29 protein-coding genes are annotated in these 15115 nt (G+C 36.8%); 27 read left to right on the top strand and 2 right to left on the bottom strand.

Translation table 11 applies throughout. The features are described from left to right. Positions 1–22: 22 nt before the first annotated feature. The gene (locus BHX94_RS05260) at positions 23–739 is read right to left on the bottom strand and encodes a PepSY domain-containing protein (RefSeq protein ID WP_111745199.1); all 717 of its coding nucleotides are present in this window, start codon (positions 737–739) and stop codon (positions 23–25) included. A gap of 258 nt (positions 740–997) precedes the next feature. Between BHX94_RS05260 and BHX94_RS05255 the strand changes: the two genes are divergently transcribed. Then, complete coding sequence (locus BHX94_RS05255; protein WP_096077505.1) at positions 998–2335, top strand: NCS2 family permease; 1338 nt, start codon at positions 998–1000, stop codon at positions 2333–2335. A 37-nt stretch (positions 2336–2372) separates the two neighbouring features. On the opposite strand, the gene BHX94_RS05250 is transcribed toward BHX94_RS05255, so the two are convergent. Continuing rightward, positions 2373–2771: a hypothetical protein gene (locus BHX94_RS05250; protein ID WP_111745198.1), complete on the bottom strand. Its 399-nt coding sequence runs from the start codon at positions 2769–2771 to the stop codon at positions 2373–2375. Positions 2772–3195: 424 nt separating this feature from the next. Here BHX94_RS05250 and rpsJ point away from each other — a divergent pair, with 424 nt between their 5' ends. From rpsJ to rpmJ, 26 genes are all read left to right on the top strand, one after another. Continuing rightward, on the top strand, positions 3196–3504 hold the full coding sequence (gene rpsJ, locus BHX94_RS05245) for a 30S ribosomal protein S10 (protein WP_096077503.1): 309 nt from the start codon (positions 3196–3198) through the stop codon (positions 3502–3504). 26 nt (positions 3505–3530) lie between these two features. Then, a complete protein-coding gene (gene rplC, locus BHX94_RS05240; RefSeq protein ID WP_096077502.1) occupies positions 3531–4193 on the top strand; it encodes a 50S ribosomal protein L3 in 663 nt (220 codons plus the stop codon). 28 nt (positions 4194–4221) lie between these two features. Beyond that, positions 4222–4845: a 50S ribosomal protein L4 gene (rplD, locus tag BHX94_RS05235; protein WP_096077501.1), complete on the top strand. Its 624-nt coding sequence runs from the start codon at positions 4222–4224 to the stop codon at positions 4843–4845. Further along, positions 4845–5120 carry a 50S ribosomal protein L23 gene (gene rplW, locus BHX94_RS05230; RefSeq protein WP_096077500.1) on the top strand — a complete coding sequence of 92 codons (276 nt, stop codon included), beginning with the start codon at positions 4845–4847 and terminating at the stop codon, positions 5118–5120. The genes rplD and rplW overlap by 1 nt, the downstream gene beginning before the upstream one ends. A gap of 47 nt (positions 5121–5167) precedes the next feature. Then, positions 5168–5998 (top strand): 50S ribosomal protein L2, encoded by an 831-nt coding sequence (gene rplB / locus BHX94_RS05225; RefSeq protein ID WP_096077499.1) that lies wholly within the window; start codon positions 5168–5170, stop codon positions 5996–5998. Positions 5999–6064: 66 nt separating this feature from the next. After that, positions 6065–6343, top strand: coding sequence for a 30S ribosomal protein S19 (gene rpsS / locus BHX94_RS05220; protein WP_012656110.1), 279 nt, complete (start codon positions 6065–6067; stop codon positions 6341–6343). 22 nt (positions 6344–6365) lie between these two features. Continuing rightward, positions 6366–6743: a 50S ribosomal protein L22 gene (gene rplV / locus BHX94_RS05215; RefSeq protein WP_096077497.1), complete on the top strand. Its 378-nt coding sequence runs from the start codon at positions 6366–6368 to the stop codon at positions 6741–6743. A 27-nt stretch (positions 6744–6770) separates the two neighbouring features. Further along, positions 6771–7424 carry a 30S ribosomal protein S3 gene (rpsC, locus tag BHX94_RS05210; RefSeq protein WP_096077496.1) on the top strand — a complete coding sequence of 218 codons (654 nt, stop codon included), beginning with the start codon at positions 6771–6773 and terminating at the stop codon, positions 7422–7424. Between the two features lie 2 nt (positions 7425–7426). Beyond that, positions 7427–7861 (top strand): 50S ribosomal protein L16, encoded by a 435-nt coding sequence (rplP, locus tag BHX94_RS05205; protein ID WP_012656113.1) that lies wholly within the window; start codon positions 7427–7429, stop codon positions 7859–7861. Then, entirely contained in the window at positions 7851–8063 is a 213-nt protein-coding gene (rpmC, locus tag BHX94_RS05200; protein ID WP_041635771.1) for a 50S ribosomal protein L29, read from the top strand. Before rplP ends, rpmC begins: the two co-directional genes overlap by 11 nt. 26 nt (positions 8064–8089) lie before the next feature. Beyond that, positions 8090–8353, top strand: a complete 264-nt coding sequence (rpsQ, locus tag BHX94_RS05195; protein WP_096077495.1) for a 30S ribosomal protein S17 — start codon at positions 8090–8092, stop codon at positions 8351–8353. Positions 8354–8383: 30 nt separating this feature from the next. Further along, complete coding sequence (gene rplN, locus BHX94_RS05190) at positions 8384–8752, top strand: 50S ribosomal protein L14 (RefSeq protein WP_086041702.1); 369 nt, start codon at positions 8384–8386, stop codon at positions 8750–8752. A 31-nt stretch (positions 8753–8783) separates the two neighbouring features. Continuing rightward, positions 8784–9092 (top strand): 50S ribosomal protein L24, encoded by a 309-nt coding sequence (gene rplX / locus BHX94_RS05185; RefSeq protein WP_111745197.1) that lies wholly within the window; start codon positions 8784–8786, stop codon positions 9090–9092. A gap of 23 nt (positions 9093–9115) precedes the next feature. Further along, positions 9116–9661, top strand: coding sequence for a 50S ribosomal protein L5 (rplE, locus tag BHX94_RS05180; protein ID WP_096077493.1), 546 nt, complete (start codon positions 9116–9118; stop codon positions 9659–9661). A 28-nt stretch (positions 9662–9689) separates the two neighbouring features. Beyond that, on the top strand, positions 9690–9875 hold the full coding sequence (gene rpsN, locus BHX94_RS05175) for a 30S ribosomal protein S14 (RefSeq protein ID WP_036787751.1): 186 nt from the start codon (positions 9690–9692) through the stop codon (positions 9873–9875). A 29-nt stretch (positions 9876–9904) separates the two neighbouring features. After that, the gene (gene rpsH, locus BHX94_RS05170; protein ID WP_096077492.1) at positions 9905–10303 is read left to right on the top strand and encodes a 30S ribosomal protein S8; all 399 of its coding nucleotides are present in this window, start codon (positions 9905–9907) and stop codon (positions 10301–10303) included. A 28-nt stretch (positions 10304–10331) separates the two neighbouring features. After that, positions 10332–10868 (top strand): 50S ribosomal protein L6, encoded by a 537-nt coding sequence (gene rplF, locus BHX94_RS05165; protein ID WP_111745196.1) that lies wholly within the window; start codon positions 10332–10334, stop codon positions 10866–10868. A gap of 27 nt (positions 10869–10895) precedes the next feature. Beyond that, positions 10896–11258 carry a 50S ribosomal protein L18 gene (rplR, locus tag BHX94_RS05160; RefSeq protein ID WP_096077490.1) on the top strand — a complete coding sequence of 121 codons (363 nt, stop codon included), beginning with the start codon at positions 10896–10898 and terminating at the stop codon, positions 11256–11258. Between the two features lie 18 nt (positions 11259–11276). Continuing rightward, positions 11277–11774: a 30S ribosomal protein S5 gene (gene rpsE, locus BHX94_RS05155; RefSeq protein ID WP_012656122.1), complete on the top strand. Its 498-nt coding sequence runs from the start codon at positions 11277–11279 to the stop codon at positions 11772–11774. A 14-nt stretch (positions 11775–11788) separates the two neighbouring features. Next, positions 11789–11968 carry a 50S ribosomal protein L30 gene (rpmD, locus tag BHX94_RS05150; RefSeq protein WP_096077489.1) on the top strand — a complete coding sequence of 60 codons (180 nt, stop codon included), beginning with the start codon at positions 11789–11791 and terminating at the stop codon, positions 11966–11968. 29 nt (positions 11969–11997) lie between these two features. Next, positions 11998–12438 carry a 50S ribosomal protein L15 gene (gene rplO / locus BHX94_RS05145; protein WP_096077488.1) on the top strand — a complete coding sequence of 147 codons (441 nt, stop codon included), beginning with the start codon at positions 11998–12000 and terminating at the stop codon, positions 12436–12438. Continuing rightward, positions 12438–13727 (top strand): preprotein translocase subunit SecY, encoded by a 1290-nt coding sequence (secY, locus tag BHX94_RS05140; protein ID WP_111745195.1) that lies wholly within the window; start codon positions 12438–12440, stop codon positions 13725–13727. Before rplO ends, secY begins: the two co-directional genes overlap by 1 nt. A gap of 17 nt (positions 13728–13744) precedes the next feature. Then, complete coding sequence (locus tag BHX94_RS05135; RefSeq protein WP_096077486.1) at positions 13745–14392, top strand: adenylate kinase; 648 nt, start codon at positions 13745–13747, stop codon at positions 14390–14392. A gap of 51 nt (positions 14393–14443) precedes the next feature. Then, positions 14444–14725 (top strand): KOW domain-containing RNA-binding protein, encoded by a 282-nt coding sequence (locus BHX94_RS05130; protein WP_096077485.1) that lies wholly within the window; start codon positions 14444–14446, stop codon positions 14723–14725. Between the two features lie 20 nt (positions 14726–14745). Beyond that, a complete protein-coding gene (infA, locus tag BHX94_RS05125; protein ID WP_001118443.1) occupies positions 14746–14964 on the top strand; it encodes a translation initiation factor IF-1 in 219 nt (72 codons plus the stop codon). A gap of 35 nt (positions 14965–14999) precedes the next feature. Next, positions 15000–15113, top strand: a complete 114-nt coding sequence (gene rpmJ / locus BHX94_RS05120) for a 50S ribosomal protein L36 (RefSeq protein WP_003156543.1) — start codon at positions 15000–15002, stop codon at positions 15111–15113. Positions 15114–15115: the final 2 nt, after the last annotated feature.

Genomic DNA, 15115 nt, shown 5'->3' with positions numbered 1-15115 from the left:
AATTCACTGTGCTCTTTTTATGTTATGCATCTTTAGATAAAATTTTCATATCTTTAGCATCAAGTTCAAATTCTTTAGATTTACCATCCTGACCTTTTAATTCAACGTTATATTTAAATTTACCATCATCGTGATCAAGTGACCACTCTTTAATATCTCCATTGTATACTTTTTGTGCAGCTTTTATGATTTTATCAGCAGGGACAAACGCACCATAATCGAATGTTTTTTCATTATCTTTATCATCTTCTACCTGGGTAGAGATGATTTGGTTTTGTTCGGCGTTAACTTTAATTTCATGTGTCTTCTTATTTGTATCAATTAAAGATATAGAATAGATCCATTGACCGTTATCACGATCGAATGAAATACTTTCTAAATCTCCAGGAATTTTCTTTTGAGCAGTCTTGATAGCATCTTCAGGCAATACTTTAATATCATCTAGTTTAATAGAGGCTTCATCTTTATCATTATCATCATCAGCTTCAGTAGCTTCATCTTGATTGTCTACGTCATCTTGTTCTTCCACACTACTGTCACCTTCTTCTTTTGCATCGTTCTTTTCGTCAGCATTATCATCTTTATCATTTGTGTCTGTTGCTTTCGTATCAGTAGTTTCTTCTTGTTGTTCCTGTTTAGTTTCATCTTTTGGAGATTTTTCAATATCCTTTGCGTCATTATTACATGCGGCAAGTGCTAGCGCTGATGATAGGATTAAACTTAATATTTTAAATTTCATAATTATAATTCCTCCTTTAATTATATATATATAGTTTATTCCCTAAACATATACAGAAAAAACATTCTAATAATTTATATGCATTTTTAATATGATTAAGACATAATGACTATAGAAAGTTTAAAAGATATGACTTTAGGATAAGAAAAATAACTAAAATACGAATATTAAAATTAATATTCATAAAATTGTATTGATTTTTCCGAACATTGAGATTAGACTATACAAGTATAAAATTTAAAAAGAGGGAAGTGCACAATGAGAAATTATTTTAAGTTTGATGAATTAGGCACAAACTATAAGAGAGAGATACTCGGTGGATTAACGACGTTCTTATCAATGGCTTACATATTAGCGGTTAACCCAGCGATGCTATCTTTAGCAGGTGTAAAAGGTATTCCTGAAAGCATGCGTATGGATGCTGGCGCTGTTTTCGTTGCTACAATTTTAGCTTCAATCGTAGGTTGTTTATTTATGGGGTTTATCGCGAGGTATCCGATTGCGTTAGCACCAGGTATGGGACTTAATGCGTTCTTTGCATTTACAGTTGTATTACAGTATAACATTCCATGGCAAACTGGGTTAACGGGTGTTTTATTCTCTGGTATCTTCTTTGCATTGCTAACAATGACCGGCCTTCGCGAAACGATTATCAATGCAATCCCTTTTGAACTTAAAATGGCAGTGTCAGCAGGTATTGGTCTATTCATTACTTTCGTTGGTTTAAAAGGTGCTGGTATCGTTCAGGCAAATGAAGCTACTTTAGTATCTTTAGGAAATTTACATGATCCGCATGTATTGCTTGCTGTAGCGGGTATCGTATTAACGATAATTTTAATGGCTAAACGTATTCCGGGTAGTATCTTTATCGGAATGATCATTACTGCTATTGCAGGTATGTTGTTCGGATTAATCGATGCACCGAAACAAATCGTTGGAGCAGTACCAAGTATTGAGCCGACTTTCGGTAAAGCATTCGATGCTTTTAGTAATCCTTCTGAATTATTAAACTGGAAATTCATTTCAATTGTACTTACATTCCTATTCATCGATTTCTTTGACACAGCTGGAACATTAGTTGCTGTTGCAACACAAGCCGGTTTAGTCAAAGATAATAAATTACCAAGAGCTGGCCGTTCGTTATTTGCAGATTCATTAGCGACAATCACAGGAGCAATATTTGGTACGTCTACTACAACATCTTATATCGAGTCATCTGCAGGTGTAGCAGTTGGAGCACGTACAGGATTTGCAAGTGTTGTTACAGCAATCTGTTTTGCATTGGCTTTATTCTTCTCACCATTAATGTCAGTAGTTACGAGTGCTGTAACAGCACCCGCATTAGTGATCGTAGGCGTATTGATGGTTAGTAATTTAAATAAGATAGAATGGCCGAAGTTCGAAATCGCAGTACCGGCATTTTTAACAATTATTATGATGCCGTTAACATATTCAATCGCTACAGGTATTGCTTGTGGATTTATCTTCTATCCTATTACGATGGTTATGGCGAAACGTCATAAAGAAGTGCATCCAATTATGTACTTCATGGCAGTAGTTTTTATTTGTTATTTTGCTTTTGTACAACATTCATAAAAAAATTGCGGATTCTACTATTAGAATCCGCAATTTTTTAATTTTTATATTCTCTTACTGTTTCACCGGCACGACGACTATTGTAATGCGTTGTATTGCCTCTATATTCGCGCGTATTTAACACGATTCCGATATAAACTAACATTAAGAAGAACATTAACCAGTGCATAAACATTCCTATAACCGGAATGAATGCTATGGCGTTTGCAATAATGCCTACTACAGCAATTGTAGAAAGTGAAAATCTCGCTTCATTTGAGCGATCAAGTGCGGTGATGAGTAACATGATGATGTAAATCGAAATATTACTACCGAGCGGTGCCCATCCTAAAGATAAGACATAAGTACCTCCTAAGAAAGGTAATCCCATAAACCCTTCAGAAAACAACATAATAAAACCAAGAATCAATAAAATAATACGTATTGGACTTTTCATTTTTATACCCTCCAAAATTTAAAAGTAACAAATGAAACTTTTTCTTTGTATATACATTATATCATGGTATAATCAAATTCTATGTAAAAACGCTCAGTTAGACATTTTAAAGTTTCTTCTATATTAAATACAGAATAATAAGCGCTTAATATATAAATAATTCATATATATCTATACCTTGAATTTTTGATATTTATTAATAATTAATAAAGATTTAGATAATCTTAAAAATATATTAACAAATATCATGAAAACTATTGCTTATTCATTTATATTCGTGTATTATATCTACTGTTGGACTTTAAAAAGCGATGAAGCGAGAGGTTACTGACACACCCGGCCGCTTTGCCATGGCGATGTGTTTGACAATTTTCGTGGAGAAGTCTATCAAACCAAAATAGACGTTACAAGAGGAGGTAAAATTATGGCAAAACAAAAAATTCGTATTCGTTTGAAAGCGTATGATCACCGCGTGATCGATCAATCAGCTGAGAAAATCGTAGAAACTGCAAAACGTTCAGGTGCAGAAGTATCAGGACCGATTCCGTTACCAACGGAAAAAACAGTTTATACAATTATCCGTGCCGTTCATAAGTACAAAGATTCTCGTGAACAGTTTGAACAACGCACACACAAACGTTTAATCGACATTGTTAACCCTACACCTAAAACAGTTGATGCTCTTATGGGCTTAAACTTACCATCAGGCGTAGACATCGAAATCAAATTATAATAATAAAGTAGGAGGTGCGACTTTCGATGACCAAAGGAATCTTAGGAAGAAAAGTTGGAATGACACAAGTATTCGCTGAAAACGGTGAATTAATTCCAGTAACAGTAGTAGAAGCAGCACAAAACGTAGTATTACAAAAGAAAACTGAAGAAGTTGATGGTTACTCATCAATCCAAATCGGTTTTGAAGACAAACAAGCTTACAAAGCAACGCGTAAATCAAACAAATTTGCGACGAAACCAGCTGAAGGCCATGCTAAAAAAGCAGGCACAGCACCTAAGCGCTTCATTCGTGAATTCAGAAACGTAGATGCTTCTGGATACGAAGTAGGTCAAGAAGTCACTGTGGACGCGTTCCAAGCTGGTGACATCGTTGACGTAACAGGAGTTTCTAAGGGTAAAGGTTTCCAAGGGGCTATTAAACGTCACGGTCAATCACGTGGACCTATGAGTCACGGTTCTCGTTACCACAGACGCCCAGGTTCAATGGGTATGGCATCTGACGCTTCTAAAGTATTTAAAGGTAAAGCATTACCAGGCCGTATGGGTGGTAATACAGTTACTATGCAAAACTTAGAAATCGTTAAAGTAGACGCTGAAGCGAACGTTATCTTAGTAAAAGGTAATGTACCAGGACCTAAAAAAGGTTTAGTAAAAATTCAAACTTCAATTAAAAAAGGTAATAAATAAGTAACCACGAAAGGAGGAAACAAACATAATGGCAAATTATGATGTATTAAAAGTAGATGGAACAAAAGCTGGTTCAATCGAATTAAACGAAAGTGTATTCGGAATCGAACCTAATCAACATGTATTATTCGAAGCAATTAACTTACAAAGAGCTTCTATGCGTCAAGGTACTCATGCAGTTAAAAACCGTTCAGCAGTACGCGGTGGCGGACGTAAACCTTGGAAGCAAAAAGGTACTGGACGTGCGCGTCAAGGTACTATCCGTGCTCCACAATGGCGTGGTGGTGGTATCGTATTCGGTCCAACACCAAGAAGTTATTCATACAAAATGCCTAAAAAAATGCGTCGCTTAGCTTTACGTTCAGCGTTATCAGCTAAAGTGAACGAAAACGCATTTACAGTTTTAGAATCATTAACTTTTGATGCTCCTAAAACAAAAGAATTCAAAAACATGACTACTACTTTAGAGTTACCAAGAAAAGTATTATTCATCGTTGAAGCTGAAGATGTAAACGTAGCATTATCTGCACGTAACATCCCAGGCGTAACTGTTATTACTGCAACTAGCTTAAACGTTTTAGATATCGTTCATGCTAATCAAGTAGTAATGACGAAAGGTGCAGTTGAAAAAGTAGAGGAGGTGCTTGGTTAATGGAAAATCGCGATATCATTAAGCGCCCCGTTATCACAGAACGTTCATCTGAACAAATGGCACAAGATAAATACACATTTGATGTAGATACTCGTGCAAACAAAACACAAATCAAAATTGCTATCGAAGATATCTTCGATGTAAAAGTTGATAAAGTAAACGTTATGAACTACAAAGCTAAGAAAAAACGTGTTGGCCGTCACAGCGGTTACACAAACAAAAGAAGAAAAGCGATCGTTACGTTAAAAGACGGTTCAATCGATTTCTTCAGCTAAAATTAAACTAAAAAATAAACATTTACCATTAAGGAGGTAAAACGACAATGGCAATTAAACATTATAAGCCAATAACAAACGGTCGTCGTAATATGACAGGTTCAGATTTCGCTGAAATTACGTCAACGTCACCTGAAAAGTCATTACTTGAGCCCCTTCCGAGAAAAGCGGGTCGTAATAACCAAGGTAAGTTAACAGTACGTCACAGAGGTGGCGGTCATAAACGTCAATACCGTGTAATTGATTTCAAACGTAACAAAGATGGTATTCCAGCGAAAGTGGCTACAATCGAATACGATCCAAACCGCTCAGCAAATATCGCTTTATTACATTACTTAGACGGAGAAAAACGTTACATTATCGCGCCTAAAGGATTAACAGTTGGTACACAAGTATTCAACGGTCCTGAAGCTGATATTAAAGTAGGTAACGCATTACCATTAGCAAACATCCCAGTAGGTACAGTAATTCATAACATCGAATTAAAACCTGGTAAGGGTGGCCAATTAGTACGTTCAGCTGGAGCTTCAGCTCAAGTACTAGGTAAAGAAGGTAAATACGTATTAGTTCGTTTAAAATCTGGTGAAGTTCGTATGATCTTAGCTACTTGCCGTGCTACAATCGGTCAAGTTGGTAACGAGCAACACGAATTAATCAACATTGGTAAAGCGGGTCGTTCTAGATGGAAAGGTATCCGTCCAACAGTTCGTGGTTCTGTAATGAACCCTAACGATCACCCACACGGTGGTGGTGAAGGTCGTACTTCAATCGGTCGTCCATCTCCAATGTCACCATGGGGTAAACCAACACTTGGTAAGAAAACTCGTAAGAAGAAAAACCGTTCTAACAAACTTATCGTTCGTGGACGTAAAAAATAATAATAACTTACTTAAGTTAGCGGCTTAGACCGCTAACGACAGGTAAGACATGAGGGAGGCGCCATAATGGCTCGTAGTCTTAAAAAAGGACCTTTCATCGATGATCACTTAATGAAAAAAGTTGAAGCATTAGAGGAAGGCGGCAAAAAAACAGTAATCAAAACTTGGTCTCGTCGCTCTACAATTTTCCCGAATTTTATCGGACACACTATCGCAGTATACGATGGTCGTAAACACGTACCTGTATACGTAACTGAAGATATGGTTGGACATAAATTAGGTGAATTCGCACCAACTCGTACTTACAAAGGTCACGGTGCAGACGACAAGAAAACTAAACGCTAATTTCAAATAAGGAGGAATAACCATGGAAGCAAAAGCGGTTGCAAGAACAATCAGAATCGCACCTCGTAAAGTGAGATTAGTTTTAGATCTTATCAGAGGTAAAGAAGTAGCGGAAGCTATTGCTATTTTAAAATTAACAAACAAAGCATCATCACCAGTAGTTGAAAAGTTATTAATGTCAGCATTAGCAAATGCGGAACATAACTATGATATGAATATTGATACTTTAATCGTTAAAGAAGCTTATGCAAACGAAGGACCAACTTTAAAACGTTTCCGTCCACGTGCACAAGGTCGTGCAAGTGCGATTAACAAACGTACAAGCCACATCACAATCGTTGTTGGCGACAAAGAAGTTAAAACTTCAAACGAAGCAGTAACTACAGAAGAAGCAAAATAATTTCAATCTCATTAAGGAGGGAATACAGTGGGTCAAAAAATTAATCCTATCGGACTTCGTGTCGGAATCATTCGTGACTGGGATGCGAAATGGTATGCAGAAAAAGATTTCGCTACTCTATTACATGAAGACTTAAAAGTTCGTAAATATATCGCAGAAAACTTAAAAGACGCTTCTGTTTCTCGTGTAGAAATCGAACGCGCAGCGAACCGTGTAAACATCGCTATCCACACTGGTAAACCTGGTATGGTTATCGGTAAAGGCGGATCAGAAATCGAAAAATTACGTAACGCATTAAACAGCTTAACTGGTAAACGTGTTCACATCAACGTTATTGAAATCAAAAAGGTTGATATGGATGCTACATTAGTTGCGGAAAACATTGCACGTCAATTAGAAAACCGTGTATCATTCCGTCGTGCTCAAAAACAAGCGATCCAACGTGCTATGAAGTTAGGTGCTAAAGGTATCAAAACTCAAGTATCAGGTCGTTTAGGCGGCGCAGACATCGCGCGTGCTGAACAATATTCAGAAGGAACTGTTCCACTTCATACATTACGTGCTGACATTGATTACGCACATGCAGAAGCAGACACTACTTATGGTAAATTAGGTGTTAAAGTATGGATCTATCGTGGTGAAGTTCTTCCTACAAAGAAGTCTAGTGAAGGAGGAAAATAGTAATGTTATTACCTAAACGTGTAAAATACCGTCGTCAACATAGACCTAAAACAACTGGTCGTTCTAAAGGCGGAAACGAAGTAACATTTGGTGAATATGGTTTACAAGCAACTACCGCTGCTTGGATTACATCTCGTCAAATTGAATCAGCTCGTATTGCAATGACTCGTTACATGAAACGTGGCGGGAAAGTTTGGATTAAAATCTTCCCTCACACACCATATACTAAAAAACCATTAGAAGTACGTATGGGATCTGGTAAAGGTGCAGTTGAAGGATGGGTAGCAGTAGTAAAACCTGGACGTATTATGTTTGAAATCGCAGGCGTACCTGAAGAAGTAGCACGCGAAGCATTACGTTTAGCATCTCACAAACTTCCAGTGAAAACTAAGTTTGTAAAACGTGAAGAATTGGGTGGTGACACAAATGAAAGCTAAGGAAATTAGAGATTTAACCACTTCAGAAATTGAAACTAAAGTAAAATCGCTTAAAGAGGAACTTTTCAACCTACGCTTTCAGTTAGCTACAGGTCAACTTGAAAATACAGCACGTATTCGCGAAGTGAAAAAATCAATCGCGCGTATGAAAACTGTTGTACGTGAAAGAGAAATCGAGCAACAAAAAACTGAACAAAAATAATTTTTAAGGAATAGGAGGGAACTCTTGTGAGCGAAAGAAACGATCGTAAAGTTTACACAGGTAAAGTTGTATCTGACAAAATGGATAAAACTATCACTGTTGTAGTTGAAACTTACAAAACACATTCTTTATACGGTAAACGTGTAAAGTACTCTAAAAAATATAAAGCACATGATGAAAACAACACAGCGAAAATGGGCGATATCGTAAAAATTATGGAAACACGTCCTTTATCAGCTACAAAACGCTTCCGTTTAGTAGAAGTTGTTGAAGAATCAATTATCATTTAATAAGTAAATTAGATAAAGGAGGTAACTCGAATGATCCAACAAGAATCACGCTTGAAAGTAGCAGATAACTCTGGTGCTCGTGAAGTATTAACTATTAAAGTATTAGGCGGATCTGGTCGTAAAACAGCTAACATCGGTGACGTAATCGTATGTACAGTTAAAAATGCTACACCAGGTGGCGTTGTTAAAAAAGGTGACGTTGTTAAAGCTGTTATCGTTCGTACTAAATCTGGTGTACGTCGTAACGACGGTTCATACATCAAATTTGACGAAAACGCTTGTGTTATCATCCGTGATGACAAAGGACCTCGTGGAACACGTATCTTTGGACCTGTTGCACGTGAATTACGTGAAGGTAACTTCATGAAAATCGTTTCATTAGCACCTGAAGTATTATAATAAACACTAATAAAGAGGAGGTGTCTACGACATGCATATTAAAAAAGGCGACAAAGTTATCGTTATCACAGGTAAAGATAAAGGTAAAACAGGAACAGTAATCGAAGCTCTTCCTAAAAAAGATCGCGTAGTTGTTGAAGGTGTAAACATTGTGAAAAAACACCAAAAACCTACTCAAATGAATCCTGAAGGCGGCATCGTTGAATTTGAAGCTGCAATTCACGTTTCAAATGTTATGTTAATTGACCCAAAAACAAACAAACCAACTCGTGTTGGTACGAAAATAGAAGATGGCAAGAAAGTACGTGTAGCTAAGAGATCTGGAGAAATCATTAAATAATTATCTGGAAGGAGGTTCTCACATTGACACAAACACGTTTAAAAGAAAAATTCATTAAAGAAATCTCACCTGAAATGATGAAGAAATTTAATTACGCATCAGTGATGGAAGTACCAAAAATCGAAAAAATCGTAGTAAACATGGGTATCGGTGACGCAGTTCAAAACTCTAAAGTCTTAGACTCAGCTGTTGAAGAATTACAAGCAATCACTGGTCAAAAACCAATGGTTACACGTGCTAAAAAATCAATCGCGACATTCCGTTTACGTGAAGGTATGCCTATCGGAGCTAAAGTTACTTTACGTGGCGAAAGAATGTACGAATTCTTTGATAAATTAGTAAACGTTTCATTACCTCGTGTACGTGACTTCCGTGGTATCTCAAACAAAGCGTTTGACGGTCGCGGTAACTACACATTAGGTGTAAAAGAACAATTAATTTTCCCTGAAATCGATTATGATAAAGTAAGTAAAACACGCGGAATGGATATCGTTATCGTAACTACTGCTAACACTGACGAGGAAGCTCGTGAATTGTTAACACAATTCGGTATGCCATTTCAAAAGTAATCTCTAATATAAAAGGAGGCTAAATTTAGTGGCTAAAAAATCAATGATCGCTAAACAACAGCGTAAACAAAAATTTAAAGTACAAGAATACACTCGTTGTGAACGTTGCGGACGTCCACATTCAGTATTACGCAAATTCAAACTTTGCCGTATTTGTTTCCGTGAATTAGCTTATAAAGGTCAGATTCCTGGCGTTAAAAAAGCAAGCTGGTAAAATTCAAACCTGAAAGGAGGATATTTTAAATGACTATGTCAGATCCAATCGCAGATATGCTAACTCGCGTACGTAACGCAAACATGGTACGTCACGAGAAATTAGAATTACCTGCATCAAACATTAAAAAAGAAATCGCTGAAATCCTTAAACGTGAAGGATTCGTTAAAAGTGTTGAATATATTGAAGATGATAAACAAGGTGTTATTCGTATGTTCTTAAAATACGGTTCTAACAACGAACGTGTTATCACTGGTTTAAAACGTATCTCTAAACCTGGTTTACGTGTATACGCAAAAGCTGATGAATTACCAAAAGTATTAAATGGTTTAGGTATTGCATTAGTTTCAACTTCTGAAGGTGTATTAACTGATAAAGAAGCGCGTCAACGTAACATCGGTGGAGAAGTATTAGCTTACATCTGGTAAGAATTATTAAAGAAGGAGGTGCCGACTAATGAGTCGTGTTGGTAAGAAGATTATTGAAATCCCGGCTGGGGTTGACATTAAAATCGACGGTAATACTGTAACGGTTAAAGGACCTAAAGGTGAATTAACTAATACATTTAATGAAGAAATGACATATAAATTAGAAGACAATACTTTAGAAGTAGTTCGTCCATCTGATTCTAAAGCTCATAAAACAATCCATGGAACTACACGTGCTTTAATCGCTAACATGGTTGAAGGTGTATCTAAAGGATTCGAAAAGAACCTAGAATTAATCGGGGTTGGTTACCGTGCTCAAATGCAAGGTAAAAACTTAATCCTTAATGTTGGATACTCTCACCCAATTGAAATCGTAGCTGAAGATGGTATTACATTATCAGTAGATAAAAATACGAAAGTAAAAGTTGAAGGTATTTCTAAAGAACGTGTTGGAGCAATCGCTTCAAATATCCGTGCTACTCGTCCTCCAGAGCCTTACAAAGGTAAAGGTGTACGTTACGAAGGCGAATATGTTCGTCGTAAAGAAGGTAAAACTGGTAAGTAATCTCTAAAATAGGAAAGGAGAATATTCATGATCACTAAAATCGATAAGAACAAAGTGCGTATGAAAAGACATGCTCGTGTACGTAGCAGATTAGCTGGTACTACTGAGCGTCCTCGTTTAAACGTATATCGTTCAAACAAACATATTTACGCACAAGTGATTGATGACGTTAAAGGTGTAACTTTAGCTCAAGCATCAACACAAGATAAAGGTTTAGGCTTAGAAGCGACTTCAAATGTTGAAGCAGCAGCTAAAGTCGGTGAAGCAGTTGCTAAATTAGCAGTAGAAAAAGGCGTTAAAGCAGTTGTATTCGACCGCGGAGGATATTTATTCCACGGACGTGTAAAAGCATTAGCTGATGCAGCACGCGAAAACGGTTTAGAATTTTAATAAAAGGAGGAACTCTTAATGCGTCGTGAAAAAGAAGTTAAAGAATTTGAAGAACGCGTAGTTACCATCAACCGTGTATCTAAAGTTGTTAAGGGTGGACGTCGTATGCGTTTCACTGCTTTAGTAGTTGTTGGAGATAAAAATGGTCGCGTTGGTTTCGGTACTGGTAAAGCACAAGAAGTACCAGAAGCGATTAAAAAAGCAATCGAAGATGCTAAGAAAAACTTAATCACTGTTCCTCGTGTTAAAGGTACAACACCTCACGAAGTTACAGGTAGATTTGGAGCAGGAAGCGTACTAATCAAACCTGCAGCACCTGGTACAGGAGTTATCGCTGGTGGTCCAGTCCGTGCCGTGTTAGAATTAGCTGGTATTACTGATATCTTAAGTAAATCATTAGGTTCAAATACACCGATCAACATGGTTCGTGCTACTGTTGAAGGTTTAAAAGAACTTAAAGTTGCAGAAGATGTTGCTAAATTACGTGGTAAATCAGTCGAAGAATTATACAATTAAGGAGGGCATAAACAATGGCTAAAATTAAAATTACCCTCACTCGTAGTATTATCGGTCGTCCTGAAACACAACGTAAAACTGTTAAAGCTTTAGGGCTTAACAAAATGCATCAAACAGTTGAAGTTGATGACAACCCTGCGATTCGTGGGCAAATTAACAAAGTAAGTCACTTAGTGACAATAACAGAAGCATAATATATTTTTAAGAATAAGGAGGTGCCGAAATGAAATTACATGAAATGAAACCAGTTGAAGGCGCTCGTAAAGAACGTAACCGTGTTGGTCGCGGTATGGCTTCAGGTAATGGTAAAACAAGTGGACGTGGTCATAAAGGTCAAAAAGCACGTTCAGGTGGTGGAGTACGTTTAGGCTTTGAAGGTGGACAATTACCTTTATTCCGTCGTTTACCAAAACGTGGATTTACAAACATTAACCGTAAAGACTACGCGATTGTTAACTTAGATCAATTAAACCGTTTTGAAGAAGGTACAGAAGTAACACCAGCTTTACTTATTGAATCAGGTGTAGTATCTAACGAAAAATCAGGTATTAAAATTCTTGGTAATGGTGAATTAACAGCAAAGTTAACAGTAAAAGCTCATAAATTTTCAGCTTCAGCGAAAGAAGCAATTGAAGGTAAGGGCGGAACAACTGAGGTGATCTAATGTTTGATACGCTTATTAGTTTCTTTAAAGTAAAAGAAATACGTAGCAAAATCATCTTTACACTCGCAATGTTAATTATCTTTAAAATTGGAACATATATTCCAGTTCCAGGTGTCAACCCAGCAGCGTTTGAGAGTCAGGCCGATAAAGGTATTACTGATTTGATGAATACGTTTGGTGGGGGAGCACTACAAAATTTCTCTATTCTTGCAATGGGGATTATGCCATACATTACAGCATCAATCGTAGTTCAGTTACTACAGATGGATGTTGTACCCAAGTTTACAGAATGGTCTAAACAAGGTGAAGTTGGACGTAAAAAGCTTACGCAATTTACGCGTTACTTCACAATTGTTCTTGCATTCATTCAAGGTTTTGGTATGAGTTATAGTTTCAATAACATGTTAGGTGGTCAATTGATCACGAATACAAGTATATGGAACTTTATTCTTATCGCTATCGTGTTAACAGCAGGTACTGCATTTTTGATGTGGTTAGGTGAACAAATTACACAATATGGTGTTGGTAATGGTATTTCTATTATCATCTTCGGTGGTATTTTATCTTCTATTCCACCAGCGTTAATTCAGTTCTATCAACAATCATTTGTTGGTGCGAACGATACAACAATGGCAGTTTTAGAAGCGATTGGTATTTTTATTGGTATGATACTTCTTACAGCTTTTGCAGTATTCGTACTTCAAGCAGTTCGTAAAATACCTATTCAATACGCAAAACGTACAACAGGCAACAGATTAGCACCACAAGCAACATTTTTGCCTTTAAAGGTTAATGCTGCCGGGGTTATTCCAGTTATCTTTGCAATGGCGTTTTTCATGCTTCCGAAGACGTTACAATTACTCTTCCCGAAAGCGGATTGGGCAAAAACTTTGGCAGCACATTCTGATCCGGCACAGCCGATTGGTATGATTGTATATGTAATATTAATTATTGCATTTGCTTACTTTTATGCATTTGTTCAGGTTAATCCAGAACAAATGGCTGACAATTTAAGAAAACAGGGTAGTTACGTACCGGGAATTCGTCCTGGTAAAAATACTCAAAACTATATTACAAAAGTTCTTTATCGTTTAACTTTTGTTGGAGCACTTTTCTTAGCAGGAATCGCCGTGTTACCATTAATCGTTTCTGATTTCTTAAACTTACCTCAATCATTACGTATTGGTGGAACGAGTTTATTAATCGTAATCGGGGTAGCATTAGAGACAATTGCTCAGTTAAAGGCTCAACTTGGTCAACGTGAATATAAAGGTTTTAAAAGACGTTAATGTCTGGAGGGCATTTTATGAATATCATTTTAATGGGCTTACCTGGCGCAGGTAAAGGGACTCAAGCGAGTGAAATTATTAAGAAATACCCAATTCCTCATATTTCTACTGGAGACATGTTCCGTGCAGCCATCAAAAATAATACTGAGCTTGGTCAAAAAGCAAAGTCATTTATGGATAACGGCGAACTTGTTCCAGATGAAGTTACGATTGGTATCGTTCGTGAAAGATTGTTAGAAGAAGATGCTAAACGCGGTTTCCTACTTGATGGTTTCCCAAGAACAGTTGAGCAGGCTGAAGCGCTGAATGAAATGTTAGCTGCTGTTGATCGTAAGATTGAAGGTGTGATTAACATTGATGTTCAGGAAGAAGAATTGATGAACCGTTTAACGGGACGTCGTATTTGCGAAACTTGTGGGACAACTTATCATTTAGTGTTCAATCCACCTAAAGTAGAAGGTATTTGTGATATTGATGGTGGAAAGTTATATCAACGTGCAGATGATAATCCTGAAACAGTTCGTACACGTTTAGACGTAAACATTAAACAAACGAAACCATTACTTGATTTCTATACAAATCAAGGTGTGCTTTTCAATGTTGATGGTTCGAAAGATATTAAGGATGTTACTACTGAAGTTGAGAAGGTATTAAATCAGCTTTAATCGTTTACCGAGATTCACCTCCTGGTGAGTTGCTTAAGTGGATGTGATCAGTTGAATCAAGTAAGTATTGGTCAAATTGTCACGAGTGGTCGTGGCAAAGATAAAGGGTTACCTGGAGTCATTATTGCTATTATCGATCATCGATTTGTACTTGTTGCAGACGGAGATAAACGGACTTATGAATATCCAAAGAAAAAGAACCTGTCGCATTTAATACTAAGTGATGAGCACTCACCTGAAATTAAATCGAGTATTTCTGAAGCAGGTTTTGTAACAGACGCTAAATTACGTTACGTTTTGCAAAAATATACCGCTCGAATTTCGGAATCTTGATAAAAAGGGGGAATTTGAAAATGGCTAAACAAGATGTAATTGAATTAGAAGGTACTGTATTAGATACTTTACCAAACGCAATGTTTAAAGTAGAATTAGAAAATGGTCATGAGATCTTAGCGCATGTTAGCGGTAAAATTCGTATGAACTACATCCGTATTCTACCTGGCGACAAAGTAACTGTTGAAATGAGTCCTTACGATTTAACTCGTGGACGCATTACGTATCGTTATAAATAATAAGAACTCCAATATTAAATTAGGAGGTAAGAAACATGAAAGTTAGACCATCAGTAAAACCCATTTGTGAAAAATGTAAAGTTATTCGCAGAAAAGGTAAAGTAATGGTAATTTGTGAAAATCCAAAACACAAACAAAAACAAGGATAAGA

Source organism: Macrococcoides bohemicum (assembly GCF_003259675.1).
Classification (GTDB): domain Bacteria; phylum Bacillota; class Bacilli; order Staphylococcales; family Staphylococcaceae; genus Macrococcoides; species Macrococcoides bohemicum.
Note: the sequence above shows the minus strand (reverse complement) of the source record. Positions and strands in the feature narration are given on the sequence as shown.